Consider the following 25,192-nt stretch of genomic DNA (forward strand, 5'->3'; position numbering starts at 1 on the left):
GCGGGGCGTCAGAGCAGTCACGCAGGAGTTGATGGTTTCCGGGTGCCGGAAGCCATGTTTCGAAAGGGCGTCCGAGTCCGGACAACGGCACCACGGCCGTTCGTTCACCCGCCCTAGGCTCGACCCGCCGACGCACCACGCACGACGCATCCACCGGGACAACCCGAACGCTGACAACGCACCGGGTCTCCAGCGTTCCGAGAGGAGCACCAGCGATGGCCATCGACGCCAGGCTCGCCGCAGATCCGTACAAGCTGACGGCCGACGGGATCAAGGAACCACCCACGGGTTGGGGCGCGAGCCTGCGCTACCTCGGCCCAGGACTCATTGTCAGCGCCTCGATCGTGGGATCGGGTGAGCTCATCGCCACCACGACGCTCGGCGCCCAGGCGGGCTTCGCGCTGCTGTGGATGGTCATCATCTCGACCACTGTCAAGGTCGCCTTGCAGGTCGAGCTGGCGCGCTGGACGATCTCGACCGGCGAGCCTGCGCTGTCGGGCTACAACCGCGTCCCGCCACGGTTCGGCCGGATCGGCTGGATCAACGTCCTGTGGGTACTGCTCGCCCTGTCGAAGGTGCTGCAGTTGGGTGGCATCGTCGGTGGTGTCGCGGTCGCCTTGAGCATCCTCATGCCGTTCGGCGACCCGTTGGGTACGACATCGCTGGCGATCTGGACCGTGATCATCGTCCTGGGCACGGTCACGCTGCTGTATTCCAATCGCTACAGCCTGATCGAGCGTGGCGCGTTCGTGCTCGTGGTCGTGTTCTCGGTCCTCACCGTGGTGATCGCCTTCGGTCTACCCTTCACTCCGTTTGCCTACGACAGCAGCGAGATCCTTGGCGGGTTGGCGTTCCGCATTCCGGCCGGCGCGGTCGGCGCGGCGGTGGCGATGTTCGGCATCACCGGCGTCGGCGCGGACGAGATCACCTTCTACACGTACTGGTGTGTGGAGAAGGGGTACGCCCGCTGGGTTGGCCCCAACGACGGCAGCGAAGCGTGGGTGCGCCGGGCCAACGGCTGGATCAAGGTGATGTACAAGGATGCCCTTGTCTCCTGGGTGGTCTACACCTTCTCGACGCTGGCGTTCTTCATCATGGGGGCGGCTGTTCTGCATCCGCAGGGGCTCTCACCCGAGGGCAACGACATGTTGACAACCCTCTCCAGGATGTACACCGACACCCTCGGCGAATGGGCCACCATCGCATTCCTCATCGGCGCGATCGCCGTGCTCGGCTCGACCCTGTGGGCGGCCGTGCCGAGTTGGGCGCGGATGTACACCAACGTCCTCGCGACTCTCGGCGCCCTCGACTGGCGCGAGCCCTTCGCGCGGCAGCGGTGGATCCGGCTGTTCATCGTGGTGCTGCCCATCGTGTGGGGTGCCGCGTACCTTCTGATCAGCTCGCCGGTGATCATGGTGCAGATCGGCGGCGTCATGACCGGCGTCTTCCTGCTCGCCGTGGTCGTCGCGGTGTGGTACCTGCGGAAGATCGATGTGGACCCACGGCTGTACGGCGGCCGGGCGTTCCACCTTGTCCTGGTCGTCAGCAGTGCCGCGATCGGGCTACTCGGGCTCTACACGCTGGTGAGCGTGTTCGGCTTCACGATCGAGTAGCTCGATCGGCCCCAGCTCCCCCGGCGCGTCTGGCGACGAGTTCCCGATTGGATGAGGGGCCCCCTGATCCAATGGCGGTTCGCATGAGGGTGCCCCTGATCCACTAGGTTCGTGTGCGGGGTCCCCTCACCCAGGCGACTCCCGTCGCAAGGGTCCCCTCACACAGGCCAGGCCCGTGGCAAGGGGTTCCCTCGTACCAACGAGATGTCCCTCGCCCCGTGCTAAGGTGCGGCTCATGCGCAGACGGAACGCACTCCAGCTTCAGTGGTGGCGCCGCCTCTAGGCGGCAGCCCCTCGTTCCGTAACGCAACTGACGATCGAACGATGCGACCGCCCTCACCGGCGGTCGCTTTCTTGTGTCCTACGCAGGAACAACCCACCGGTGCGGGCCCACCTGAAAGGGCGACCACCGTGGACGACACGACCTGCTACCGCACCGCCGGCGGGATCGCCGTGACGCGCACCACCAGCCGCGCCGACCGTATGGACCTGGCCGACCGCGCCGACCCCAACCACCCCGTCGACCCCACTGACCGCGCCGACCCCGTCGACCGCGACGGCCGCGTCGACCGGCCCGACCGGACCGACTACGCCGAGCGCGGCATCCGCGACCAACTCGAGGAGTTCGCCTCCGGCGTCGAGACGCGGCGGGGCGGGATCCTCAGCTCCGGCATCGACTATCCGGGCCGCTACAGCCGCTGGCATCTTGGTTACGTCGACCCGCCGCTGGAGATCGCGGCGCGCGGTCGCCGGATCACCGCGACGGCGCTCAACGCGCGGGGTGAGGTCCTGCTGTCCGCTGTCGCGGCCGTGATGAGTCGTACCGGCGAGGTCGTGGCGACCGCGGCGGATCACCTCGAGGTCGAGGTCCCGGCTGCGGCCGGTGACGCGTTCGCTGAGGAGGAGCGCAGCCGGCAACCGACCGTGTTCACGACCCTGCGGGCGATCGTGGCGCTCTTCTCCTACGACGGCGATCATCAGCTCGGGCTCTACGGTGCGTACGGCTACGACCTCGCCCACCAGTTCGAGCCGCTGCGCCTGGTGCACGATCGCGGCACCACCGCCCATCGCGACCTGGTCCTGCACCTGCCGGACGAGATTCTCGTCGTCGACCGGAAGCGCGAGACTTCCGTGCGATATGCGTACGACTTCATCGTCGACGGCGTCAGCACGGCCGGTCTGCCCCGCCACACCGAACCGACGCCGGTGGTACGCAGTCAGGATGTGCCGCCCGCTCCCGTGCCCGGCAGGTACGCCCAGATCGTCCGCGACGCGAAGGAGCGGTTCTTCCGGGGCGACCTGTTCGAGGTGACGCCCAGCCATGTCGTCCACGGCCCGTGCGCGTCGCCGGCGGCGTTCTACTCGCGGCTGCGGGAACGGAATCCGGCGCCGTACGAGTTCTTCTTCAACCTGGGCGAGGGTGAGTATCTCGTCGGCGCGTCGCCGGAGATGTACGTCCGCGTGACCGGCTCCCGGGTCGAGACCTGCCCGATCGCGGGGACGATCCGCCGAGGTGCCGATCCACTGGAGGACGCCGAGCAGATTCGTACGCTGCTCAACTCCACCAAGGACGAGGCCGAGCTCACCATGTGTACCGACGTCGACCGCAACGACAAGTCCCGCGTCTGCGTACCCGGCAGCGTCCGGGTCATCGGCCGTCGCCAGATCGAGCTCTACAGCAGACTGATCCACACGGTCGACCACATCGAGGGGACACTGCGGCCCGGGCTCGATGCGTTCGACGCGTTCCTCACCCACATGTGGGCGGTGACGGTGACTGGCGCGCCGAAGCAGTGGGCGATGCAGTTCATCGAGGACCACGAGGACGCGCCGCGCCGGTGGTACGGCGGAGCGATCGGCGTCGCCGGCTTCGACGGGTCGATGAACACCGGGCTCATGCTGCGGACGGCACACATCTCCAGCGGTGTCGCGTCGGTGCGGGTGGGGGCGACGCTGTTGTACGACTCGGATCCGGAGGAGGAGGAACGCGAGACCCACCTCAAGGCGCAAGCGCTACTGGACGCCCTCGCGACGCCGGGTGACGTCGACCGCGGCGCGGCGGAAGCGCCGTCTGGTGGCTCAGGATCTGGTGGCGCAGGATCGGGTAGCGCTGGTTCCGGGGGTGTCGCCCCGGCGGCGGTCGAATCCCTTCCTGGTAACGGGATGCGGGTCCTGGTCGTCGATCACCAGGACTCGTTCGTCCACACGCTCGGCGACTACTTCCGGCAGCAGGGTGCCGGCGTGACGACGCTGCGGTACGGGTTCGCCGAGGCGATGCTGGACGAACTCGCGCCGGATCTCGTCGTGCTCTCCCCCGGTCCGGGACGCCCGACCGACTTCGACTGTGCGTCGCTGCTGCGGGCGCTGGACGCACGCGGCCTGCCGGCGTTCGGGGTGTGCCTGGGGCTGCAGGCGATGGTGGAGTACGACGGCGGTGCGCTCGACCTGCTGCCCTATCCGGCGCACGGCAAGCCGGCCGAGGTCCACGTGCTGGGTGGCGAACTGCTGGCCGGCATGGGCGCGAGCTTCACGGCCGGGCGGTACCACTCGCTGTTCGCCACACCCGACCAGGTTCGTGCCACGGCCGTACGAGGCGGTGCTGGCGGTGGGTTCGCGGTGACGGCGACGACCGCGGAGCAGGCTGGTTCGGGTGGGACAGCGGCCGTCGCGATGGCGATCGAGGATCCGGTCCGCCGTCGCTGGGCGGTGCAGTTCCATCCGGAGTCGATCCTGACGGCGACCGGCCGCGCGGGTCACCAGGTGGTCGGCAACGTGCTCACGCTGTGCCGGAGTCGCGCGACGATCACTGTGATCTGAATGCGTGCCTTCCCATGATCATGAATGGGCCCTTCCCATGATCATGCGTCAGAAACTGGGCTAATGAGCCGCACAATGGCCCCGTTTGTCCACGCATGATCATGGTCCAAGGGGACGCCGGCAACGGTCCGCCCGGGCTGGCGTCCCCGATCCTGTCGCCACGCCCCCACCGCCCTGTCGCCACGCCCCCACCGCCCTGTCGCCGCGCCCCCACCGCCCTGTCGCCGCGCCCCCACCGCCCTGTCGCCGCGCCCCCACCGTCCTGCCGCCGTGCCCCCGCCGGACCCCGGCGTCCTGTCGCTCCCCGGGGTGGTGGGCGCTCAACCGAGCCGGCGTGGAAGGCTCGATGCTGTGCCGCCTGACCCGCGTACGTCCCACCCTCGAGGCCGCCCGACCGGTAGCGACCACCCGACCGGTAGCGACGTCCCGGCCGAGGCCGTCCATGCCGTGCTCGCGAAGGTTGTCCGAGGAGCGGTGCGCTTCGACGCGGGCAGCCGGGCGATGTGGTCCGCCGATGCGTCCAACTACCGGCACGTGCCGATCGGTGTGGTCCAGCCGTACGACACCGACGACGTCCTCGCCACCCTCGACGTCTGCCACCGCCTCCGCGTCCCCGTACTCCCCCGCGGCGCCGGCACCAGCATCGGCGGGCAGGCGGTCAACACGGCGGTGGTGCTGGACTTCAGCCGGCACCTGAACTCCATCGTCGAGATCGACCCGGACCGACGCCGGGCACGCGTCCAGCCCGGCGTCGTCCTCGACGACCTGCGGGCGGCGGCGCGGCCGCATGGGCTGACGTTCGGGCCCGACCCGTCGACGCACAGCCGGTGCACGCTCGGCGGGATGATCGGCAACAACGCCTGCGGAGCTCATTCGGTGGCGTGGGGAAAGACCGTCGACAACGTGTCCACGCTGCGGGTCGCCCTGCTCGACGGTACGCAGCTCACCGTCGGCCCCACCTCGGCCGCGGACCTCGCCCGCCTCACCTCCGCCGACGGACGGATCGGCCGGCTCTACCGCGATCTCGCCGCCATCCGCGACCGCCATGGCACCCGGATCGACCTGCTGTACGGAGGGAACCCGGCCGACCGACCCCCCAGCCCCGCCACAACGACGCCGACTCCGACGCCCACAACGGCGCTCACCCGGAGGGTGTCCGGCTACAACCTCGACCAGCTTCTGCCCGCGCACGGATTCGACCTCGCCAAGGCACTGGTCGGCACCGAGGGGACCTGCGCCACTCTGCTTGAGGCCGAGGTCGCGCTCGTGGAGTCGCCGCCGGCGCGCGCCCTTGCGGTATTGGGTTTTCCGGACCAGTTCGTGGCCGCCGACAACGTCCTTCCACTCCTCGATCTCGCTCCCCTCACGATCGAGAGCGTCGACGCGGCGATCGTCGAGATCGTCCGCAGCCGCAACCCCGCCAACCCGGTGCTCGACACCCTGCCTGCCGGCGGCGCCTGGCTGTACGTCGAGACCGGCGGCGAAACACCCGCACACGCCCGTCAGCAAGCAGAGGCCGTCGCCCGCGTGATGGCCGGCGTCGGCGCGACGAACCTCGTCGTGTCCGATCCCGCGCACATGCGGGCATTGTGGCGAATCCGGGAAGAGGGCGCCGGAAGCACCACCCGGCTCACCGACGGCGGCGAGGCCTGGCCCGGTTGGGAGGACGCCGCCGTACCACCGCACCGGCTCGGTAGTTACCTGCGCGGATTCGACGCGTTGATGCGTACGCACGGCAGGCGCGGTATCTACTACGGGCACTTCGGCGACGGGTGCATCCACGTCCGGATCGACTTCGACCTGCTGAGCGCCGAAGGCGTCGCGGGCTTCCGGAGGTTCATGGAGGAGGCCGCCGACCTCGTTGTGGAGCACGGCGGGTCACTGTCCGGCGAACACGGTGACGGCCAGGCGCGCGCCGAACTCCTCGACCGGATGTACCCCGACGACATCCGTGCGGCGTTCGGTGAGTTCAAGGCCGCATGGGATCCCGACGGACTGATGAACCCCCACCGGATCGTCGAGCCGGCGAAGCTCGACGACGATCTGCGGGTCTTCGTGGCACCGCCGACGTTGCGACCCGCCGAGACGACGCTCGCCTTCGCCCACGACGTCGACGGCTTCTTCGGCGCGACGAGGCGCTGCATGGGAGTCGGCAAGTGTCTCGCGTCGCAGGGTGGCGTGATGTGCCCGAGCTACCGGGTCACGAAGGAGGAGAAGCATTCGACCCGGGGCCGGGCGCGGCTGCTGTTCGAGATGGCGAACGGCTCCGTCGTCTCCGACGGTTGGCGGTCTGAAGAGGTGCACGACGCGCTGGACCTGTGCCTGTCCTGCAAGGGATGCAAGACCGACTGTCCGGTCGGCGTCGACATGGCGAGCTACAAGGCGGAGTTCCTGTCGCAGCACTACGCCCGCCGCTTGCGTCCACTTTCGCATTACTCCATGGGGTTTCTGCCGCTGTGGCTGCGGATGGCCGCGCCGTTCGCGCGGGTCGCGAACGCCGCCGCCCGGGCGCGGGCGCTTGCGGCCGTCGCCAAGAAGGTCGGGGGGATCACACCCGAGCGGGAGATCCCGCCGCTCGCGGACAAAACGTTCGTCCGTACGTTCCGGCGGCATCGCGCGGCGGCCGGGGCCCTGCCGGTCGACGCGCCGCGGGTGGTGCTGTGGCCGGACACGTTCACCAATGCGTTCGACCCCCAGATCGGCATGGACGCGGTGGCGGTGCTGGAATCGCTCGGCTACCGCGTCGAGGTGCCGACGAAGCGGGTGTGCTGCGGCCTCACCTGGGTGTCGACCGGCCAACTCGGTGTCGCGAAGCGTGTCCTGCAACAGACCTTGGCGACCCTGCAACCCTGGCTTGACGACGGCGTTCCGGTGGTGGGGTTGGAGCCGAGCTGTACGGCGTTGTTCCGGGGTGAGCTGACCGACCTGCTGCCCGACGACGTGCGAGCGACGCAGTTGCGGCGGCAGACGATGACATTCGCCGAGCTGCTCGCCCGCCACACCGACGATTTCGTCGTCCGCACGCCAGATCTTCGCGCGCTCGTCCAGGTGCACTGCCACCAGCATGCAGAACTCGGGTTCGCGGCCGACACCGCAGTGCTCGAAGCCCTGCGGGTGAAGGCGGACGTGCTCGACTCGGGATGCTGCGGACTTGCCGGCAACTTCGGGTTCGAGAAGGGCCACTACGACGTGTCGATGGCGTGCGCCGAACGCGTGCTGCTCCCGGCGGTCCGCTCAGCCGACGACGAGACAGCCGTGCTGGCGGACGGGTTCAGTTGTCGTACGCAGGTACGCCAGGCCGGCGAACGCGAGCCCGTGCACCTGGCGCAGCTCGCCGCCCGCGCGCTCGGGGTGGGCTCCGCGTCCGGAGGTGAAGGTCAGCGTGCGTGAACCGTTGAGGATCGCGGTCGCCCAGCCGCCGTCGGTGTCGTACGACGTGGCGACGAACGCGGCGAGCCACGCCGCGACGATCCGAACGGCACGTGCCCGGGTGGTGGCCTTTCCCGAACTCTCGCTGACCGGATACCAGCTGGACGCGAAGCCGATCACGGCCGAGGATGCTCGCCTCGACCCCCTCGTCCAGGCCTGCGCCGAGACCGGCTCGCTCGCCCTGGTCGGCGCCCCGGTGGCGGGCGAGGCTGGGCGGTCGTACGTCGCGATGCTGGCCGTCGACGGCACCGGCGCCTCGGTGGCGTACCGCAAGATGTGGCTGGGCCCGGCAGAAGAGCGCCGGTTCACCCCAGGCAGCAAGCCCGCCACGCTCGACGTCGACGGATGGCGGCTCGGCCTCGCGATCTGTAAGGACACGGGCATACCGCAGCACGCGACCGACACCGCCGCCCTCGGAATCGATGCGTACGTCGCCGGCGTCCTGGAGTCGGCCGACCGCGCGGGCATCCTGGCCGAGCGGGCCCATCGGATCGCCCGCCAACACAGGGTCTGGGTGGCGGTGGCGAGCTTCGCGGGTTCGACCGGTGAGGGCTACACCCACGCCGCCGGGCGGTCAGGAATCTGGAACGCCGACGGCACGATGGTCGCGCAGGCGGGCCCCGAACCCGGCGCGATCACCCGCGCCACCCTCACCTCGTGAGCCGTCGGCGCAGCCGACCGTTTAGCGCGGGCGGGGGGCGAGTGGCGGGGCGCCGAGACGAGGGCGTTCGTCGGACGTCGGTACGTGCGGCGGGTGGGCAGCCAACTCCTCCAGCGCCACCTCGATCGCCTTGTCCAGTTGCGGATCCTCGCCTCGGGCGAAGTTCTGTGGCGTGATGTCGACCTCGATGTCGGGGTCGGTGCCGTAGTTCTCGACCCGCCAGCCCACGTCGTCGAACGAGAACGAGAACTCCGGCTGGGTGGTGATCGTGCCGTCGGCGAGCCGGTGCTGGGGCGAGATGCCGATCACGCCACCCCAGGTACGCCGGCCGATCAGCGGGCCGAGCTTCCGCAGCTTGAACGCATGGCAGAAGATGTCGCCGTCCGAGCCGGCCGCTTCGTTCGTGAGGGTGACCAGCGGCCCGCGCGGCGACTCGGGCGGATACGGTTCCGGCTCGCCCCAGCGCGGGAAGTCGTAGCCGATCCGGCGGCGGGCCAGCTTCTCCAGCAGCAACGGCGACACATGGCCGCCGCCATTGAACCGGACGTCGATCACCAACGCGTCCCGGTCGTACTCCCGCAGGAACGCACGGTGGAACTCCGCGAACCCGCGCGGCCCCATGTCGGGAATGTGGAGGTAGCCGACGCGACCGTCGGTGCGGTCACGGACATAGGAACGGTTGGCCTCTACCCAGTCGCGGTAGCGGCCGGCCTGTTCGGACTGGACCGCCCGCACGCTCACGGTCCGCGGGTCCGCCGCACCAGCCGCACTGCCCGCACCAGCCGAGTCAGGAGTAGCAGCCGCGTCAGCCGTCGCAGCCGAGCCGGCCCCTGACTCCGAAGCCGAACCGAGGACCGTCAGTTGCACCTCTTCGTCGGCCTGGTTGACCAGCGGCTCGCCGGGCACGACGTGGCGCCCGTCCGGCGTACGACCGATCGGTTGGCCGTTGATGGCGAGCACGACATCGCCCGCCGCGATGGACACACCTGGCCGGTTCAGCGGCGACGTGGCACCGGTGTTCCATTGGTCACCGCCGACGATCCGGTCGACCTGGTAGTGCCCCGTCTCGGGGTCGAACAGCCAGTCGACTCCGAGGAAACCCTGCTGGTAGTGGGGTCCTGGCCGGTACGCGCCACCCAGCTCGTACGCATGGGAGGTCCCGAGCTCACCCTGCAGCTCCCAGATCAGGTCGGACAGCTCGGCCCGGGTGGCGACCCGATCGACGAGCGGCAGGTAGCGGGCGTAGACCTGGTCCCACGCCACACCCGACATGTCCTCGACCCAGAACTGGTCGCGCTGCAGGCGCCAGGTCTCCCGGAACATCTGTCGCCACTCGGCGCCCGGGCGCACCGACACCTTGACCCGTTCGAGGTCGATCCAGCCGGTGGTACGCCGGGCCTCGTCGTTGTCGTCGCCCGGTTTCTCGCCGGCCTTCAGCACCCGCAGCCGCTCGCCGGCGCGGTAGAGGAGGGTGCGCGCGCCCCGGTCGAGCCAGAAGTCGCTGATGCCGTCGACCAGGCGTTCCTTCTTCTGGGTCTCGAAGTCGTAGGAGTCCAGCACCGCCCTGGCCGCCGGGGCGAGGTTGTACCACGGCGCCTCCTGGCTGCCCTCGACCGGCAGGCTGGCGAAGAGGGCCTTGCCGTGGATGCCAGCGATCTTGGTGTAGTGCCCCTCCGGCACCGGAAAGGTCACCACCCGGTCGGGCAGGCCGTCGACGTCGATGTCGACCGGCGTCGGTTGGTCGGCCTCGGCCTCCTCGTCCCCCTTGCGTTCCTCCTCGGCCTTCTTCTGCTTGGCGGCGGCCTCGCTCACCAGTGGCTTCGGCTCGGGTACGAACGGCGAGCCGACATCGCGCCGCAGCGCCACCGCGTAGGGCCGGGTCCCGAGCGGGAATCCGAGCTCGAACTGCAGGGCGTCGTAGACCGGGTTGAAGTCGCGTTGCCCCAGGAAGTAGAGGTACTTGCCGTCGGGGTCGAAGCTCGGTGAGCGGTCGCGCAGCACGGGCCGCGTCGCCGGCCAGGTCTCCCCGGTCTCCACGCGGCACAGGGTGATCGCCTGCGTCTGCGGACTCTCCGGCTTGGCGTAGGCGAGCCACCGGCCGTCAGGAGCCCACGCCAGGTCACCGATCCGTCCGGACCGGCTCGCGTCGAGCCGCCGCGCGCTCGGATCGTCAGCCGCGAGGTCGACGACGAGCAGTTCGCAGCGGTGGTTGGCGACCGCCACCAGGTCGGCGTGCGGCGAGACGGCCAACTCGACGACCCGCCCGATGTCGACCCCGTCGAGCCACCGCGGCGGGGCGCTGCCGTCGGCGGTGAGGACGACCAGGCGTTCCTCCTCGCGGTCATCGCTTCCCGCCGCGACCAGCCGCTTGTGGTCGCCGAGCCAGGTCAGCAGGCGGTACCGCACGCCGTCGGGCTCCCCGTGCTGGCGGACCGCACCCTCCCAGTGGGCGAACGAGAACGCCTTGCCGCGGGTGGTGACCGCCAGGTCGCTGCCGTCCGGGCCGAGGGAGGCGGAGTCGAGATACGTCCCGGCCGGCACGAACTGCCGGTTGCGCTGTGTGCGGGACGTCGCCAGCCGCACCGGGATCTGCCGCGGCTCGTCGTCGGCCGGGTCGAGCAGGTAGAGGTCACCCGCCCGGTGATAGACCAGCCGCGCGCCATCGCCGCTGAGGTTCCGCGCGTAGTAGTCGTCGTGATCGGAGTGCCGACGCACGTCCTCGCCGGCCGGCGTGCAGGAGTAGACGTTGCCGATGCCCTCGTGGTCGGACAGGAAGTAGATCCGCTCGCCCACCCAGCACGGGCTGGCCAGGTTGCCGTCCAGGGTGACCAGCCGGCGGAACTCCCCGCTGCCGTCGGCGTCGACCCAGAGCTCGCCGGCCGTGCCGCCGCGGTAGCGCTTCCAGCGGGCCGGGTCGGCGGTGTTGCGGCCGAGCACGACCCCACCGGTCGGGGCGGACGACATGGACTGGGCCCATCCGTACGGCAGTTCCTCCGACGGGCCGCCGTGCCGGCTCACCGCGCGCAGGCGGGCCTCGTTGACCGGGCGGGTCGCGGTGCTCGCGTAGGCGATCGTGTCGTCGTCGAGCCAGGCCGCCACCGCGCATCGCGGCGCGGCCTCGAACGTCAGCCGCCGCGCGGTGCCGCCGGCGGCCGGCATGACGTAGACCTCGCCGGGTCCTTCCTCCTGCCCGATGAACGCGAGCTGCGACCCGTCGGGTGACAGGCTCGGGCGGGACGCCTCCGCGACTCCGGCGGTCAGCCGCCACGCCCGGCCACCCTCGGCCGGCACGCTCCACAGATCATCGTCGCTGACGAACACCACGACGTCGCCGTTGATGCTCGGAAACCGCAGGTAGCCCGCGTCGTCGACCATGCCGTTCGTTCCCTCCCCAGGCGCGTGGGCCTCGAGCCTATCCGCGACCACCGGTGCGGCCCACACCCCGGAAGTGTCGCCGATTCACCGGTGGGGTACGTCGCAATGAGCGCATGGAGCATGCCGTGAGAGCCAGGTGAAACATCAGCGTGGATGCCCAGATCACCCTCCGAGTCGATGGCGAGCCCCGGTCGCTGACCGTGGACACCAGGACGACGTTGTTGGACGCCCTCCGCGAACGGCTGGGGGTGACGTCGCCGAAGAAGGGCTGCGACCACGGCCAGTGCGGCGCGTGCACTGTGCTGCTGGACGGCCGCCGGGCCCTCACCTGTCTGGCGCTGGCGGTCGCCCACGACGGCGCGGAGATCACGACCGCGGCAGGCCTCGCGGACGGTGGCGAGCTGCACGAGATGCAGCAGGCGTTCGTCGACCACGACGGGTTCCAGTGCGGGTACTGCACACCGGGCCAGATCTGTTCGGCGGTCGGAATGCTGGACGAGGTGAAGGCCGGTCATCCGAGTCACGTCACGAAATACCTCAATGGCGGGCACATGGAGCTGGTCGACGAGGAGATCCGGGAACGGATGAGCGGCAACCTGTGCCGGTGCGGTGCGTACGTCAACATCGTCGCCGCGATCCGGGAGGTGGCCGCCCAGTGAAGCCCTTCGACTACACGCGGGCGCTCGACGCACCCACCGCCGTCGCGATGGTGTCGGAACGACCCGGGGCGGCGTACCTGGGCGCCGGTACGAATCTCGTCGATCATCTGAAACTCGGCGTCGCCACCCCGAACCTGCTCGTCGATGTGAGCGGGCTCCCCTTCGACCGGATCGTGCCGCGGCCGGACGGCGGTGTCCGGGTGGGCGCAGCGGTGTCCAACACTGACCTGGCCGTGGACCCGATCGTCCGGGCCGGCTATCCGATGCTGTCGCGGGCGCTGCTCGCCGGCGCGTCCGCACAACTGCGCAACGTGGCGACCACTGGCGGGAACCTGTTGCAACGCACCCGGTGCGTCTACTTCCAGGACGTCACCACTGCGTGCAACAAGCGCGAGCCCGGCACGGGCTGCTCGGCGATCGACGGGTTCCACCGCGACCTCGCCATCCTCGGCGCGTCCGAGCACTGCGTGGCGACGCACCCGTCGGACATGGCCGTCGCTCTGGCGGCACTGGACGCGTCCGTGGTCGTCCTCGCTGTGGACGGCGAACGCAGCATCCCGATGACCGACTTCCACCGGCTGCCGGGTGACGAGCCGGAGCGGGACACGGTGCTCGCGCACGGCGATCTGATCACGGCCATCGACCTGCCGGACCTACCGATGGCGGTCCGTTCGACCTACCGCAAGGTACGCGACCGGGCGTCGTACGCCTTCGCCCTGGTGTCCGTCGCGGCTGCTCTCGAAGTCACCGACGGCACGGTCTCCGACGCCCGGATCGCGCTGGGAGGCATGGCGCACAAACCGTGGCGTGCGACCCGTGCGGAACAGGCGCTGCGGGGCGCACCCGCTACCGAGGACAGTTTCCGGCAGGCGGCCGACGCCGAACTCGCCGCCGCGCGACCGCTTCCCGGCAACGCGTTCAAGGTCCCGCTGGCGCGGAACACCATGGTCGCGGTGCTGCGGGACCTCGCGCGTGAGGACTGGGCATGAACCGCCCCCGCGGCCCGTGGCGGTCGTCGGCCGACGGACCGGCGAAGGAGACACCGTGACCGACCTGCTCCGGCCGCGCGAGATGGGCCAGCCGCACACCCGGGCCGACGGCGTCGCCAAGGTGACGGGCACCGCGTCCTATGCGTACGAACAGAAGGTCGACCACCCGCTCTACCTCTATCCCGTCCAGGCGACGATCGCCCGCGGCCGGATCACCGGGATCGACACGGCGGCCGCCGAGGCCTGCGACGGTGTGGCCTTCGTCCTCACCCACGAGAACGCGGCACGGCTCGCCTCGAACGACGACCTGGAGTACTGGGTACTCCAGTCGGGGGACGTCGCCTACCGCGGCCAGTTCATCGGCGCGGTCGTGGCGGAGAGTTTCGAGACCGCACGACACGCGGCGAGCCTGGTCCGCGTGGACTACGCCGCGGACCCGCACGACGTCGTCCTCCGCGCGGACCACGACGACCTCTACGCGCCCGATCATGTGAACCCGTGGTTTCCCACCGACAGCGTCCAGGGTGATGTGGAGGCGGCGTTCGGGGACGCGGCCGTCACGGTCGACCAGACCTACACCACGCCCACCGAGCACCACAACCCGATGGAGCCGCACACGACCGTCGCGGTGTGGGACGACGACGGACTGACGATGTACGACTCGTCCCAGGGTGTGCACTGGGTCAAGGCCACGATGGTGCCCGTGTTCGGCCTCGACGCCGACACCCTGCGGGTCGTCTCGCCGTACGTCGGCGGCGGTTTCGGGTCCAAGGGCATGCCGCACGCCCACAACGTGCTCGCCGGGCTGGCCGCCCGCATGGCCGCCGGCCGACCGGTGAAGTTCACGCTGACCCGGCAGCAGATGTTCGGTCCGGCCGGGCACCGGACGCCGACCATCCAGCACATCCGGCTCGGCGCCGGCGCCGACGGGCGCCTCACCGCGATCGCCCACGAGGTGGTCGAGCAGACGGCGAGGTTCAAGGAGTTCGCGGAGCAGACGGCCGTCGCGACCCGGCTGATGTACGCCGCGCCGAACCGGCGGACCACGCACCGGTTGGCGCGCCTCGACGTTCCGGTGCCGACCTGGATGCGGGCACCCGGCGAGACGCCCGGGATGTTCGCGCTCGAGGTGGCGATGGACGAGCTCGCGGTCGCCTGCGGCCTCGACCCGATCGAGCTGCGGGTCCGCAACGATCCCGAGCGCGACCCGGAGTCCGGGCTGCCCTGGTCGAGCCGTGGTCTGGTCGCCTGCCTGCGGGAGGGCGCCCGACGCTTCGGGTGGGAGTCGCGCGACCCCACACCGGGCGTACGCCTGCGCGACGGGTGGCTCGTCGGCACCGGCGTCGCCAGCTCCACCTACCCTGCCGGGCGCCTGCCCGGCTCGGCCGCCTCGATCCGTTCCGGCGGCGACGGGCGGTACGAGGTGTCGATCGGGGCAGCGGACATCGGTACCGGGACCTGGACGACCCTGGCGCAGATCGCCGCGGACGCTCTCGACGTGCCCCTCTCCGCGATCGACCTGCGCATCGGCGACACGGCCCTGCCAGCCGCCTCGGTCGCCGGCGGATCCACCGGGATGGCGAGCTGGGGTTCGACGGTCGTCGCGGCGGCACGTGCGTTCCGGGAACGTCACGGGGTGGACGCGCCCGCCGGGGCGGAAATCACCGCCGGCATGCCGGACAATCCGCATCAGGAGAACTTCGCGATGCATGCGTTCGGGGCGCAGTTCGCGGAGGTCCGCGTCAACGCCGACACCGGCGAGGTCCGGGTCCCGCGCATGCTCGGGGTCTTCGCCGCCGGCCGGATCATCAACCCCACCACGGCCAGGTCCCAGTTCATCGGCGGCATGACCATGGGCCTGTCCATGGCCCTGTTCGAAGAAAGCGTCCTGGACCCCCGCTTCGGCCACGTCGTCAACCACGACTTCGCGACCTACCACATCGCCGCCCACGCCGACGTCGCCGACATCGACGCCACCTGGATCGACGAGGACGACCCCTACGTCAACCCCATGGGCTCCAAGGGCATCGGCGAGATCGGCATCGTCGGAGCGGCCGCCGCCGTCGCCAACGCCACCCACCACGCCACCGGAACCCGCATCCGCGACCTACCGATCACGCTCGACAAGCTGCTCAGGTGACGCGGCGCGTGCGCCACTCGGCCTTCAGTCCGTACGGATGAACTGGGCCATCTTCTGGCCTCGCCGGTGACTCCAGTCGCCGACGTAGACGAACTTCCAGGGGCCTACGCCGGCCACCCATTCCAGGTCCGCCTGGGTGTAGTGGAACGGGTCACGATGGGAATAGGTCCAGCCCTTCCGGTCCGGCCGGCGCTGCCGCTCGTCGAGCGGTAGGGCGTCAGCGGCCTCGAAGAAGGTCGTGAAGTAGCTCGCACCTGGCTTGGTCACCTTCGCCAGCTGGTGAAGACACAGCCGAAGGTGGTTCAGCGGCAGGTGGCTGAACACCGACACCGACAGCATGAAGTCGAAGGTGACGCCGAAGTCGTCGCAGGCGAACATGTCGGTCTGCCGCAGATTGGTCGCCGGCATCCGGTCGGTCAGTCCCGCCCTGGGAACCTCGTGTTCGATGCCTGCCTTGAGCAAACTCTGGTTGAGGTCGATGCCGTAGTAGTGCCCGGGTTCGAGGTAGCGGATGAAATGGAGACCGCCCCGCAGCGCGCCGCACCCGACGTCCAGCAACCGGTGATCGGGCTGCAACCCCTGGGAGACAAGGAAGTCGAACTGGAGCTTCCCGACCTCCTGCCAGTAGGCGCCGACGCGCTTGCGATGCAGGCCGGCCTCGATCTCGTCGTCGCTCAGCTGCTTCGCGTAGTTGTTGAACGACCTGACCCGGGACAGCGCCGGCGAGCGGAGCTTCGGATACCACCGCCGGGGGTTGTTCTTGCCGGACCGGCTTTCCTTGTCCATCGGCGCGCCATCCAGATTGGCCGACTTGTCCCACTTGTTCCAGAGCATGGTTCTCCAGCGGAGCCGAGTCCCGTGGCAGGCACGTCGTCACGACGTCGAACACGGCACCGTAGGCTCCGCCCCAGAGAGTGTCAATGTGGCGATGGGCTGCTCCTCACTGTCGTTCACTGACGGCCGCACTGTCGCTCACTGTCGGCCCCACTGACGGCCTCACTGTCGGCCTCACTGTCGTTCACTGTCGTTCACTGTCGGCCCTCATATCGAAGCGGTGCTCGGCTCGGTCCCGCGATCCTGAGCGTGATCACGAAAGTTCTGCTCCGGATGCGATCATCGACCGATGCGAGAGCTGAGCGCGCTGCCCAAGGCCCACCTGCACCTTCACCTCGACGGCGCCCTGCGCCTGTCGACCTACCGCGAGCTCGCGGCAGCGGCCGGGCTTCCTGCTCCACTGCCGACGTCGTACGGCAGCTTCGCCGATTTCGGCGAGACGATCATGGCCGCGGCCCGGTCGATGCGCACCCGGGACGACGTGGGTCGGGTCGTCCGGGAGATCGTCGAGGACGCCGCAGCGGCCGGCGCCCGCTGGGTCGAGGTGTCGATGTGGCCGGGGCTGTTCGGCGGCCGGATCGGTACGCACGACGAGGCGATCGCGGTGGTCGTCGAGGCGGGCCGGGCGGCCGCGGCGGCGACAGGCACCGGATTCGGGCTGGTCGTCGCCGCCAATCGGGACCGGGGGCCCGCGGAAGCGGTCGAGGTGGCCCGGTTGGCGGCCGCTCGGGCGGGCGGTGGCGTCGTGGGCTTCGGCCTGGACGGCGACGAGACCGCCGCGCCGCCGGCGGACTTCGTGGACGCGTTCGGCATCGCCCGGGCGGCCGGGCTGCTCGCGGTGCCGCACGCCGGTGAGCTGAGCGGGCCGTCGAGCATCCGCGACGCCCTCGACCTGCTCGGAGCGAACCGACTGATGCACGGTGTGCGCGCCGTGGAGGATCCCGCGCTCGTGTCCCGGCTCGCCGAGGGGCCGACCAGCCTCGACGTGTGCCCGACGAGCAACGTCATGCTCTCCGTCGTACCTTCCCTCACCGACCATCCGCTGCCCCGCCTGCTCGACGCGGGGGTGGCGTGCAGCGTGAACGCCGACGACCCGTTGCTGTTCGACACCGACCTGCTCAGAGAGTACGAACGGTGCCGTGCCGAGCTGAAGCTCACCGACGACCAGCTCGCCGTCGTCGCGCGGACCTCCGTCCTCGCCTCCGCCGCGCCAGCACAGGTCAAGGAACAGGAGACCGCGGGCATCGACGCCTGGCTCGCCAGCTGACCGGCTCCGTGGAGTTCGCCAGCTGACGGGCCTTGCGGGCCACGTCAGCGGACGCGCGTCTCCGCGCGCTACACCAGCTGGGCGCGTTTCCGCGGGCTACGCCAGCTGCGCGCGGAGCCAGGCGAAGGCCGACTCCTGCATCGCCTCGTCGAACTTGTGCGGCCCGTCGTAGAACTCGCCGAGGTACGCCTCGGGCGCGCCCGCCTGCCGGTAGTGCTCGGCGATCGCCGCATCGGCGGCCTTCATCCCGTCGAGGGTGAAGATCTGGTCGTCCCGGTCGTACTGAACCAGCAGCGGAGCGGGCGCCCGGCTCGCCGCGAGGTCCGGCCAGTCGCACAGTCGGGCCAGCCCGGGCGGGAAGAACATCCACGTGTGGTTGTCGACCAGCCGGTCCAGCAAGGCGGCGTGCGTACTCATCATGCCGACGACCACGGCGGCGCCGATGTCGTCGCAGGTCGCCTGCAGCAGCGCCGAGCGGCATCCGCCCCCAGACAGGCCGACACACCCGACGCCCTCCCCGGCGACGTCTGGCCGGGACCGCAGATAGGCGACCGCCACCCGGTCTTCGTATGCCACGACGCCGGCCAGCGTGGTTCCCAGGACGCTGCAGTACTTCGCCACCAGGTCCTCGTGCAGCCGGGCACTGCGTTCGTATGCCCCTTCCGGACCGTCACCCGCCGCGGCCGCCGACTGCGCGCCCAGCAGGCGGATGCGTTCGGGCATCGTCTCCAACGGAAACCGCCGGCTGCTCCAACAGAAGGCATCGGGCACGACGACGACGAAACCCTCGCGCGCCAGTGCGTTCGCGTACGCGCGCCCGCCGTAGGCCTGGCCCCGCATCCGCGCGACCGTCTCGGCGACGGACCCGTCGGGACCGTCGGCGATCTTCTCCTTGCCGTACGCCTTGACGCCATCGTGGCTGTGCAGCGCGACAATGCCGGGCAGCGGCCCCGTGGCGCCGGCCGGCCTGAGCACCCATGCCTGCGTCCGCGGGCCGTAGCCCACCGACCACGAGACCTCCTCGCCGGCAACTCCGTCGCGGGACCAGGTGCGATCGGTGCGTACGTCGGTCGGGACCGCCGGCAGCGCACCGAAGCCGAGGACGTCGCGGATCGCGTTCCGGAGGTCCGGGCCAGGCTTCACGGGCGGGCGCGCCCCCTGGTGCCGGGCGGCCGCGTGGACGAGATCGGTGTAGGCGCCGAGGTGCTTCACGCGAAGACTCCTTTCCGTGCGACCGGTCAGGGCGGCCGTAGGACCAGTCAGGACAGCGGGCGGTAGAGGTCGGCCTGGAAGCGGTACGCATCACCGCGGTAGGTGGTCCGGCTGGTCAGCACCGGCACCTCCTCGGCGTCGTAGGTGATCTCCTGCCCCACGAGCACCGGACTGCCTTCGTCGATGTCGAGCAGGTGGGCGGCCTCGTGGTCCGCCGCGGCGGCCTGCACGGCGTAGGAGCTGCGCGCCACGACCACACCGCACAGCTCGGCCAGCGCGTCGTAGAGCGAACGGTCCTCCAGGTCGGCGTCGACCAGCGCTTCGGCGCGGGCAGCGACCAGGACCGTGGTGTCGAGGCAGACGGGTACGGCGTCCATGCCGCGGACCCGCCGCACCTCGAGGACCCGGGACGACGGGGTGATCCGGAGACGTTCCGCCTCCTCGAACGTCGCCGGGCGTACCTCCTGGGCGAGGATGTGCGAGCTGGGCTCGAGTCCCCGGGCGCGAGCCATCTCGCTGAAGCTCTGCAGGATGCTGGGTGGCTCGCCGACGACCCGGCGCGCCACGAACCAGCCGCGCTGTGACGCTCGCGTCAGCTGTCCTTCGGCGGCGAGGCGGCCGAGTGCCTGGCGCAATGTCGTACGACTGACCCCGAGCCGCGCGGCGAGGTCCCGCTCGCCGGGGAGGCGGGAGCCCTCCGGATAGATACCGCGGCGGAGGCCGTCGGCCAGTTCGGTGTAGGCGACCTGCGCGGCGGGCCCCGGCACCTGTGCAATGTCGGAGTCCAGCGGGGCAGGCGGGTCGAGGGCGGGGTCGGGCATCGCGGCGCTCCCCGCGCCGGTCCCGGTCCCCACCTGGGTACTCACAGCGTGGACGGTACCAAGCCGGCGACCGCTCACGTCCACGTCAGCATCCGTGCTCAGGTCCGGACGAACGCCGGTGGTGGCATGGACGCCCGCAGACGGGAGGTGACCTCCGGAGTCACCTCCACGCCGGCCTCGGCCAGCGCGTCGAGCGCGGCGCCCGCGACGGGCGGCAGGGTCGCGAGCCGGGGTCGAGCACTGGCGAAGCGTTCGGGCAGGGCGGCCAACACGGCAGCCCGCACCGGTGACCCGTCGGCATCGATCACCGAGCCGGCGAGGACGACCGGCACCTCGTCGCTCGCGACGTCAAAACCGACTCTCGCCGCCGTCACCCGCGCATAGTCGGCCAGGTGCTCCCCGTGTTCGCGTAGGATCCGCAGGGCCTCCGCGTCGCCGTCCGCCGCCGCCCCTGCCACCTCCCGGGCAGCGGTGTGCCACGGCCGCGACGGCCGGTCGCCCCGACGGGTGAACTGGTGCAGCATCTCCTCGACGTCGGCGTACCCGAAATAGGCCAACAGCCGCTTCGTCAGCGCCGTCTTCGGCCCGAGACCCAGCTCAGCCCGGTAGACCGCCCGCAGCGCGCCGGCCACCAGTCCCGACGCGCCGTGGGCGTCCTGGATCCAGAAGCTCATGCTCCACTCCGCACCGCCCGGCCCGCGCCCTGCCACCGCCGAGCCGGTGCCGCCGATCACCGCCACGCCGTTCCCGCTCGGTTCGCCGCAGCGGATCGCCGCGAACCCGTCGTTCGAGATCGAACACCGGTCGTACGCCCGCAACGCCGCGACGTCCGGCAACTCCGCCGCCAGCGCGTCGACCCAGAACGCATGGTCCTCCGGCCAGTCGACGCCGGCCAACCGGAAGGCCGCGCCACCGATGCCGTCCGGTTGAGCGCCGGCCACCGTCAAGGCTTCCTTGACGGCGGCGATCACGGCCTCGACCGCGGCCCGTTCGCTGGAGGCGCCGTAGATGTCGCCGTTGCCGGACCGCCCGCTGCCCACGACCTCCCCGGCGGCGGTGCAGAGCAGGACCACGGTCTTGCTGTTGCCGGCGTCGACGCCGAGGTAGAGCGGGGTCATCAGGCCAGCACCTTAGACGAACGGCAGGGGGTGTCTGGTGGGATCACGGTGGAGCAGCCGCGCTCTCCCTAGGCCTGCAGCCGGGCCGGCAGGTGGGCGGCGTGGGCGGCGGCCATCTCGGCGTACAGCTCCTCGGCGACCGGCAGGGTCGGCACCAACGGATGGGCGGCCAACGCACGGACCCCGTCGACCGCGGACCCCTCCCAACCGGCCTTCGCCGCGAGCACCTGGTGCTCGGCCAGCGCCTGCACGAGCCCGCGCACCGCATGCGGCAGCGGCTTCTGCGGCAGCGGCGTGAACCCGCTCGCGTCCACCTTCGTCGACACCTCGACCACCACGTCGTCGTCGAATCCGGGCAGTGCCCCACCGGCGTTCGGCAGGTTGACCGGCAGCACCTCGCCGGTGTCGTTGTAGAAGGCGTTCATCGCGTCGATCGCCAGCTCCAGCTCGTGAATGCCACCACGGGACCGCCGCGGGTCGAGCACGGGCGCGTCGGACTTCGCCTGCTCGGTGTAGTGCGCCCAGTAGCCCGGGACCTCGGCCATGATGTCCTCAGCCCGGGTGGTCGCCTTGCCGCGCAGGTGTCGCAGAACCTCGTCGCGGTAGTAGTAGTTGAGGAAGTAGTACGACGGAACCGACTCCATCGCGAGCGCGAGCCGGATCAGCTGGTGGGACCCCTCCGACATGCTCGGGTCGTCGCGGCGCCCGTCGTACGCCTCGCGCAGGACGGCGATGAAGTCCTGCCGGTCGTAGGTGTGGTCGGTGCTCCAACAGTTGTGGTTGATGCCGACCATCGTCGCCTGCAGCTTGTCGGGATCGAGACCGGCGGCCTCCGCGACCCCGCGCGGGAAGATGATCGGCCCCTCGCACAGCGAGACGATCGGGATGTCGGTGTAGCTCGTCATCGCCTGCGCCACGATGTTGACCGGGTTGGTGTAGTTGAAGATCCGGGCGTTCGGCGCCACCGCCGCGAGATCGTCCGCCACCGCCTGCATGACCGCGATCGAACGCAGGGCCATGAAGAACCCGCCCGGACCCTGCGTCTCCTGGCCGATCACGCCGTGCTTGAGCGGGATGCGTTCGTCGAGGGCGCGGGCCTCGAAGCCACCGGGCCGGAAGCTGGACAACACGGCGTCGACGTCGCGCAGCCCCTCCCTGCGGTTCGTCGTCGCGGTGATCGTGAGGTCGAGGCCGGCATGCTTCGCCATGCGTACGGCCAGCTCCTTGATCAGGGCGAGGCGTTCGGCATCGAGGTCGATGAGCACGACCTCGGATCCGTCGAACTCCGTGCCGTGATGGACGAACGACGCCATCGTGCCGGCCGCACGCGTCGAACCTCCGCCGAGGTAGGCGAGCTTGATCCGGGCCATGACTTCTCCTTCGCCTGCGTACGGGACGATCTTCGAAAGCGGCTGACTGTCTTCGAAAGCGGTGGACTGGGGCGGGCTCTGCGGCAGGGGGTGTGGTCAGAACCTCGTGGCGTGTGGTGGACCGGACTGGGCGGCCTTGTCGACGTACAGCGCGGGATTCTGGCACTCGGTGATCACGGTGGCCGGCCAGTCGGGGTCGTACCGATCGGCGGTGCTGAGCCTGGCGGCGGCCTCGGACTTGTCGGTGCCGTGGACGAGCATGACGGCACTCTTCGAATGGCGCCGGATCGTGTCGATGCCCACCGTGACGCCGTGTTCGGGGACCCGGTCGAGCGAGCGGAGGTGCGGGAAGGTCACGAGGTTGTCCCGGCGCGTGCTGTCCGCGAGGGTGACGACCCGGCTGACCGAGCCGGCCGGCGTGCCCGGCGGGTTGAACGCCACGTGCCCGTCCGTCGCACCGGTGGCGAGGATGAAGAGGTCGATCCCGCCGGCGGCCGCGAGCTTGTGGTCGTAGTCCTCCGGGTCGGCGGGATCGGGCATCCACAGCTGGTCGGCGGGGATGGCCCGGCCGGGACCGGCGGCGGTCGAGAGCGGTTCGGCGATGACCTCGCGGCCGAACCGGCGGCAGCTGTGCGGCAGGTTGTCCGGGACGTGGGCGAAGCCGGCGGGCCGCGTCGATGCGGGCTCGACGTAGTCGTCCATCATCGCGATCACGAGCCCGGACACGTCAAGCTGGCGCTGGCGGACCAGGGCGGCGAGAGCGGTGTAGGTCGTCATCGGGCTCCGCCCGCCGGGGCAGCCGAGGACGTAACGCCGACCGGCGCTCGTCGCCGCCTCGAGCCCGTCGGCGATCCTGACCGCCAGCGCCTCGCCGAGTGCGGACGGGTCGGCGAACACGGTGGGATGTACGCGCACGCGGGTGGGCTCCTTCGTCGTGTTCATCATCGCCGGCTGGACCACCTGGACCTTGTAGACGTTATCTGGTCTAACTGGTACGCCTCAAGGGGAGTTTTCGGCATCCAGACCGCCCACCGAGGCCCGACGCGTGCGCGACAATGAAGGAGTGCGGCTCCTTCTGAACGTGATCTGGTTGATCTTCGGCGGCTTCTGGCTCGCCCTCGGCTACGCCGTGGCCGGGGTGGTCCTGTGCCTGCTGATCATCACGATCCCCTTCGGTGTCGCGTCGTTCCGGATGGCCAACTTCGCGTTCTGGCCGTTCGGGCGGCGCCTGATCGACCGTCGCGACGCGGGCGCGCCGTCCCTGCTGGGCAACGTGATCTGGGTCGTCCTCGCCGGGTGGTGGCTCGCGCTCGCCCACATCGTCACCGGCATCGCACAGTGCCTCACGATCATCGGGATCCCGCTCGGACTGGCCAACTTCAAACTGGTGCCGGTCTCGCTGTTCCCGCTGGGCAAGGAGATCGTCGACGCCGACGACCCGCTCGCCTTCGTCGCCCGCTGAGCTCCCGACTCCGGTGACGGCGAAGCCGACTGCTCTGAAGGTGAGACGCCGCCGCCAGCTCCTGCAAATGACCACGCTGAGCATGCCCCAGCACCCCGGGCAGGGCATCGACGCCTCGCCGAGGAGCACTTGCCTGGCCGCCCAGGCAAGTAACCTGCACGGCCAGGGTTCTGAACGGGAGCCTGTTCGACGACCAGGGTGATGAGCCAGATCGACCGGGACCGACCAGCGCAACCAGACAGACCGACCAGCGCAACCAGGGAGCTGAAGGCGGCGGGGGTGAAGCCGTACCGGAACCGGATCAGCGACCCGGGGCAACCAGACAGACCGACCGGGCCGATCGACCGCCCAACCAAACATGCCGCCCAACCAACCAGACCGCCCGAGGAAGCCGAGCCGCAAAAGCCCACGCTAGCCAGGCCTGTGGACTTTGCCGAGGCGTCCATGCCTGGTCCAGGTACCACAGGCATGCTCAGCGTGGTCATTCGCGGCCCCCGGGCGACCTACCAGATGAGCGGCGACCTACCGAATGAGCAAGGTGACGATCTGACGCTGGCCGTAGACAGTGAACCCCAGTCGCCGCAGGATCGGCGCCGACGTACCCACGTTGGCGTGGACGAGCGCCAGGGTCCCGCCGCGCGCCACGGCGTCGCGCAGCCGCGCGGCAACCAGCGCGCGATAGGCACCGTTGCCCCGCAACGCCGGTAGGACGCCGGCACCCCACAGCCGGGCCACGGGACCGGCGAGAGTGTAGCCGCCACTTCCGGCAGGCTCATCGGCGTGTCGAGCGAGGAAGAGTCCGGGCTCGTCGCCGAGATTGTCGTACTGCTTGTCGATCTCGGCGTCCGTCGGTTCGTCACCACCCCAGACCATCGCCCCCACCCGCATGGCGGCGCCCGTGTCCTCCCGGGTCGCGACCGGCCCCGCGGTCACACCCTCCGGCACCGGAATGGTCGGCATGCCGGTAGTGAGGTCGTACGCACAGACGTCCAGCGTCACGGTCACCTCACCGCCCAGTGCCTGAAGGACGTCGAGCAGGTTCGCGGGCCGTGTGTCGGGGCCGACCCCCCACATCACCCGGTCGGCGCCGTGGCGGCGGGCCAGGTCGGCGACCTTCATGATCAGCCGGCGAGTGGCGTCCTCGGTGTCCGGCGTACCGACGGCGCCAGCACCTTCGGGAGCGAGTTCCGCAGCCGTTCCGGTGCCCGCGCCCAGGCTGGCAGCAGGGTCGGGGTCGGCGGCAGGGTCGGGGTCGGCGGCAGGGTCGGGGTCGGCGGCAGGGTCGGGGTCGGCGCGGATGAGGGTCGCGGCTCCTGCGTTGACATACAGGTGGATCTGGTCCGTCTCCACCTCCGTCGCGCCCGGCGGTATCCAGTGCCACTTCGCCGACTCGGCGAGAATCTGGTCCGCATCCCACGTCGTCAC

Annotated in this window: 17 protein-coding genes; 9 read left to right on the forward strand and 8 right to left on the reverse strand. The window is 70.4% G+C overall.

The window, feature by feature from the left end:
* The first annotated feature begins 215 nt into the window (after positions 1 to 215).
* The 4 genes from ABN034_RS23460 to ABN034_RS23475 all read left to right on the forward strand — a co-directional run bounded on the left by ABN034_RS23460 (position 216) and on the right by ABN034_RS23475 (position 8,520).
* Complete coding sequence (locus tag ABN034_RS23460; RefSeq protein WP_349693166.1) at positions 216 to 1,613, forward strand: Nramp family divalent metal transporter; 1,398 nt, start codon at positions 216 to 218, stop codon at positions 1,611 to 1,613.
* A 411-nt stretch (positions 1,614 to 2,024) separates the two neighbouring features.
* Positions 2,025 to 4,430 (forward strand): anthranilate synthase component I, encoded by a 2,406-nt coding sequence (locus tag ABN034_RS23465; RefSeq protein WP_349693167.1) that lies wholly within the window; start codon positions 2,025 to 2,027, stop codon positions 4,428 to 4,430.
* 351 nt (positions 4,431 to 4,781) lie between these two features.
* Entirely contained in the window at positions 4,782 to 7,820 is a 3,039-nt protein-coding gene (locus ABN034_RS23470; RefSeq protein WP_349693168.1) for an FAD-binding and (Fe-S)-binding domain-containing protein, read from the forward strand.
* A complete protein-coding gene (locus ABN034_RS23475) occupies positions 7,813 to 8,520 on the forward strand; it encodes a carbon-nitrogen hydrolase family protein (protein WP_349693169.1) in 708 nt (235 codons plus the stop codon). Before ABN034_RS23470 ends, ABN034_RS23475 begins: the two co-directional genes overlap by 8 nt.
* 21 nt (positions 8,521 to 8,541) lie before the next feature.
* Here ABN034_RS23475 and ABN034_RS23480 read toward each other — a convergent pair whose 3' ends face one another.
* Positions 8,542 to 11,895, reverse strand: coding sequence for a S41 family peptidase (locus ABN034_RS23480; protein ID WP_349693170.1), 3,354 nt, complete (start codon positions 11,893 to 11,895; stop codon positions 8,542 to 8,544).
* A gap of 149 nt (positions 11,896 to 12,044) precedes the next feature.
* On the opposite strand from ABN034_RS23480, the gene ABN034_RS23485 reads away from it, so the two are divergent.
* From ABN034_RS23485 to ABN034_RS23495, 3 genes are read left to right on the forward strand one after another with little or no spacing between them, the layout of a single operon-like run.
* Positions 12,045 to 12,554, forward strand: coding sequence for a 2Fe-2S iron-sulfur cluster-binding protein (locus ABN034_RS23485; protein WP_349693171.1), 510 nt, complete (start codon positions 12,045 to 12,047; stop codon positions 12,552 to 12,554).
* Positions 12,551 to 13,543, forward strand: a complete 993-nt coding sequence (locus ABN034_RS23490) for an FAD binding domain-containing protein (RefSeq protein WP_349693172.1) — start codon at positions 12,551 to 12,553, stop codon at positions 13,541 to 13,543. The genes ABN034_RS23485 and ABN034_RS23490 overlap by 4 nt, the downstream gene beginning before the upstream one ends.
* 55 nt (positions 13,544 to 13,598) lie before the next feature.
* The gene (locus ABN034_RS23495; RefSeq protein WP_349693173.1) at positions 13,599 to 15,683 is read left to right on the forward strand and encodes a xanthine dehydrogenase family protein molybdopterin-binding subunit; all 2,085 of its coding nucleotides are present in this window, start codon (positions 13,599 to 13,601) and stop codon (positions 15,681 to 15,683) included.
* A gap of 24 nt (positions 15,684 to 15,707) precedes the next feature.
* Here the strand turns inward: ABN034_RS23495 and ABN034_RS23500 are convergent, their stop codons facing one another.
* Positions 15,708 to 16,517 carry a class I SAM-dependent methyltransferase gene (locus tag ABN034_RS23500; RefSeq protein WP_349693174.1) on the reverse strand — a complete coding sequence of 270 codons (810 nt, stop codon included), beginning with the start codon at positions 16,515 to 16,517 and terminating at the stop codon, positions 15,708 to 15,710.
* 289 nt (positions 16,518 to 16,806) lie between these two features.
* On the opposite strand from ABN034_RS23500, the gene add reads away from it, so the two are divergent.
* A complete protein-coding gene (gene add, locus ABN034_RS23505; protein ID WP_349693175.1) occupies positions 16,807 to 17,784 on the forward strand; it encodes an adenosine deaminase in 978 nt (325 codons plus the stop codon).
* Positions 17,785 to 17,880: 96 nt separating this feature from the next.
* Here the strand turns inward: add and ABN034_RS23510 are convergent, their stop codons facing one another.
* The 5 genes from ABN034_RS23510 to ABN034_RS23530 form a co-directional block, all read right to left on the reverse strand.
* Positions 17,881 to 18,996, reverse strand: coding sequence for a dienelactone hydrolase family protein (locus ABN034_RS23510; RefSeq protein ID WP_349693176.1), 1,116 nt, complete (start codon positions 18,994 to 18,996; stop codon positions 17,881 to 17,883).
* A 47-nt stretch (positions 18,997 to 19,043) separates the two neighbouring features.
* Positions 19,044 to 19,862 carry a GntR family transcriptional regulator gene (locus tag ABN034_RS23515; RefSeq protein ID WP_349693177.1) on the reverse strand — a complete coding sequence of 273 codons (819 nt, stop codon included), beginning with the start codon at positions 19,860 to 19,862 and terminating at the stop codon, positions 19,044 to 19,046.
* Positions 19,863 to 19,915: 53 nt separating this feature from the next.
* Entirely contained in the window at positions 19,916 to 20,935 is a 1,020-nt protein-coding gene (locus tag ABN034_RS23520; protein ID WP_349693178.1) for an N-acetylglucosamine kinase, read from the reverse strand.
* 68 nt (positions 20,936 to 21,003) lie between these two features.
* Positions 21,004 to 22,305: a family 4 glycosyl hydrolase gene (locus ABN034_RS23525; RefSeq protein ID WP_349693179.1), complete on the reverse strand. Its 1,302-nt coding sequence runs from the start codon at positions 22,303 to 22,305 to the stop codon at positions 21,004 to 21,006.
* A 96-nt stretch (positions 22,306 to 22,401) separates the two neighbouring features.
* The gene (locus ABN034_RS23530; protein WP_349693180.1) at positions 22,402 to 23,220 is read right to left on the reverse strand and encodes a 6-phosphogluconolactonase; all 819 of its coding nucleotides are present in this window, start codon (positions 23,218 to 23,220) and stop codon (positions 22,402 to 22,404) included.
* Positions 23,221 to 23,368: 148 nt separating this feature from the next.
* Here ABN034_RS23530 and ABN034_RS23535 point away from each other — a divergent pair, with 148 nt between their 5' ends.
* Complete coding sequence (locus ABN034_RS23535; protein WP_349693181.1) at positions 23,369 to 23,767, forward strand: YccF domain-containing protein; 399 nt, start codon at positions 23,369 to 23,371, stop codon at positions 23,765 to 23,767.
* A gap of 522 nt (positions 23,768 to 24,289) precedes the next feature.
* Here ABN034_RS23535 and ABN034_RS23540 read toward each other — a convergent pair.
* Positions 24,290 to 25,192, reverse strand: a complete 903-nt coding sequence (locus tag ABN034_RS23540; protein ID WP_349693182.1) for a GNAT family N-acetyltransferase — start codon at positions 25,190 to 25,192, stop codon at positions 24,290 to 24,292.

This window comes from Actinopolymorpha sp. B11F2 (genome assembly GCF_040195635.1).
Classification (GTDB): domain Bacteria; phylum Actinomycetota; class Actinomycetes; order Propionibacteriales; family Actinopolymorphaceae; genus Thermasporomyces.

Bases quoted from the DNA above. Each gene is read 5' to 3' on its own strand.
- ABN034_RS23460 (WP_349693166.1), top strand. From the start codon at position 216: ATGGCCATCGACGCCAGGCTCGCCGCAGATCCGTACAAGCTGACGGCC.
- ABN034_RS23480 (WP_349693170.1), bottom strand. From the start codon at position 11,895: ATGGTCGACGACGCGGGCTACCTGCGGTTTCCGAGCATCAACGGCGAC.
- ABN034_RS23500 (WP_349693174.1), bottom strand. From the start codon at position 16,517: ATGCTCTGGAACAAGTGGGACAAGTCGGCCAATCTGGATGGCGCGCCG.
- add (WP_349693175.1), top strand. From the start codon at position 16,807: ATGCGAGAGCTGAGCGCGCTGCCCAAGGCCCACCTGCACCTTCACCTC.
- ABN034_RS23520 (WP_349693178.1), bottom strand. From the start codon at position 20,935: ATGACCCCGCTCTACCTCGGCGTCGACGCCGGCAACAGCAAGACCGTG.
- ABN034_RS23525 (WP_349693179.1), bottom strand. From the start codon at position 22,305: ATGGCCCGGATCAAGCTCGCCTACCTCGGCGGAGGTTCGACGCGTGCG.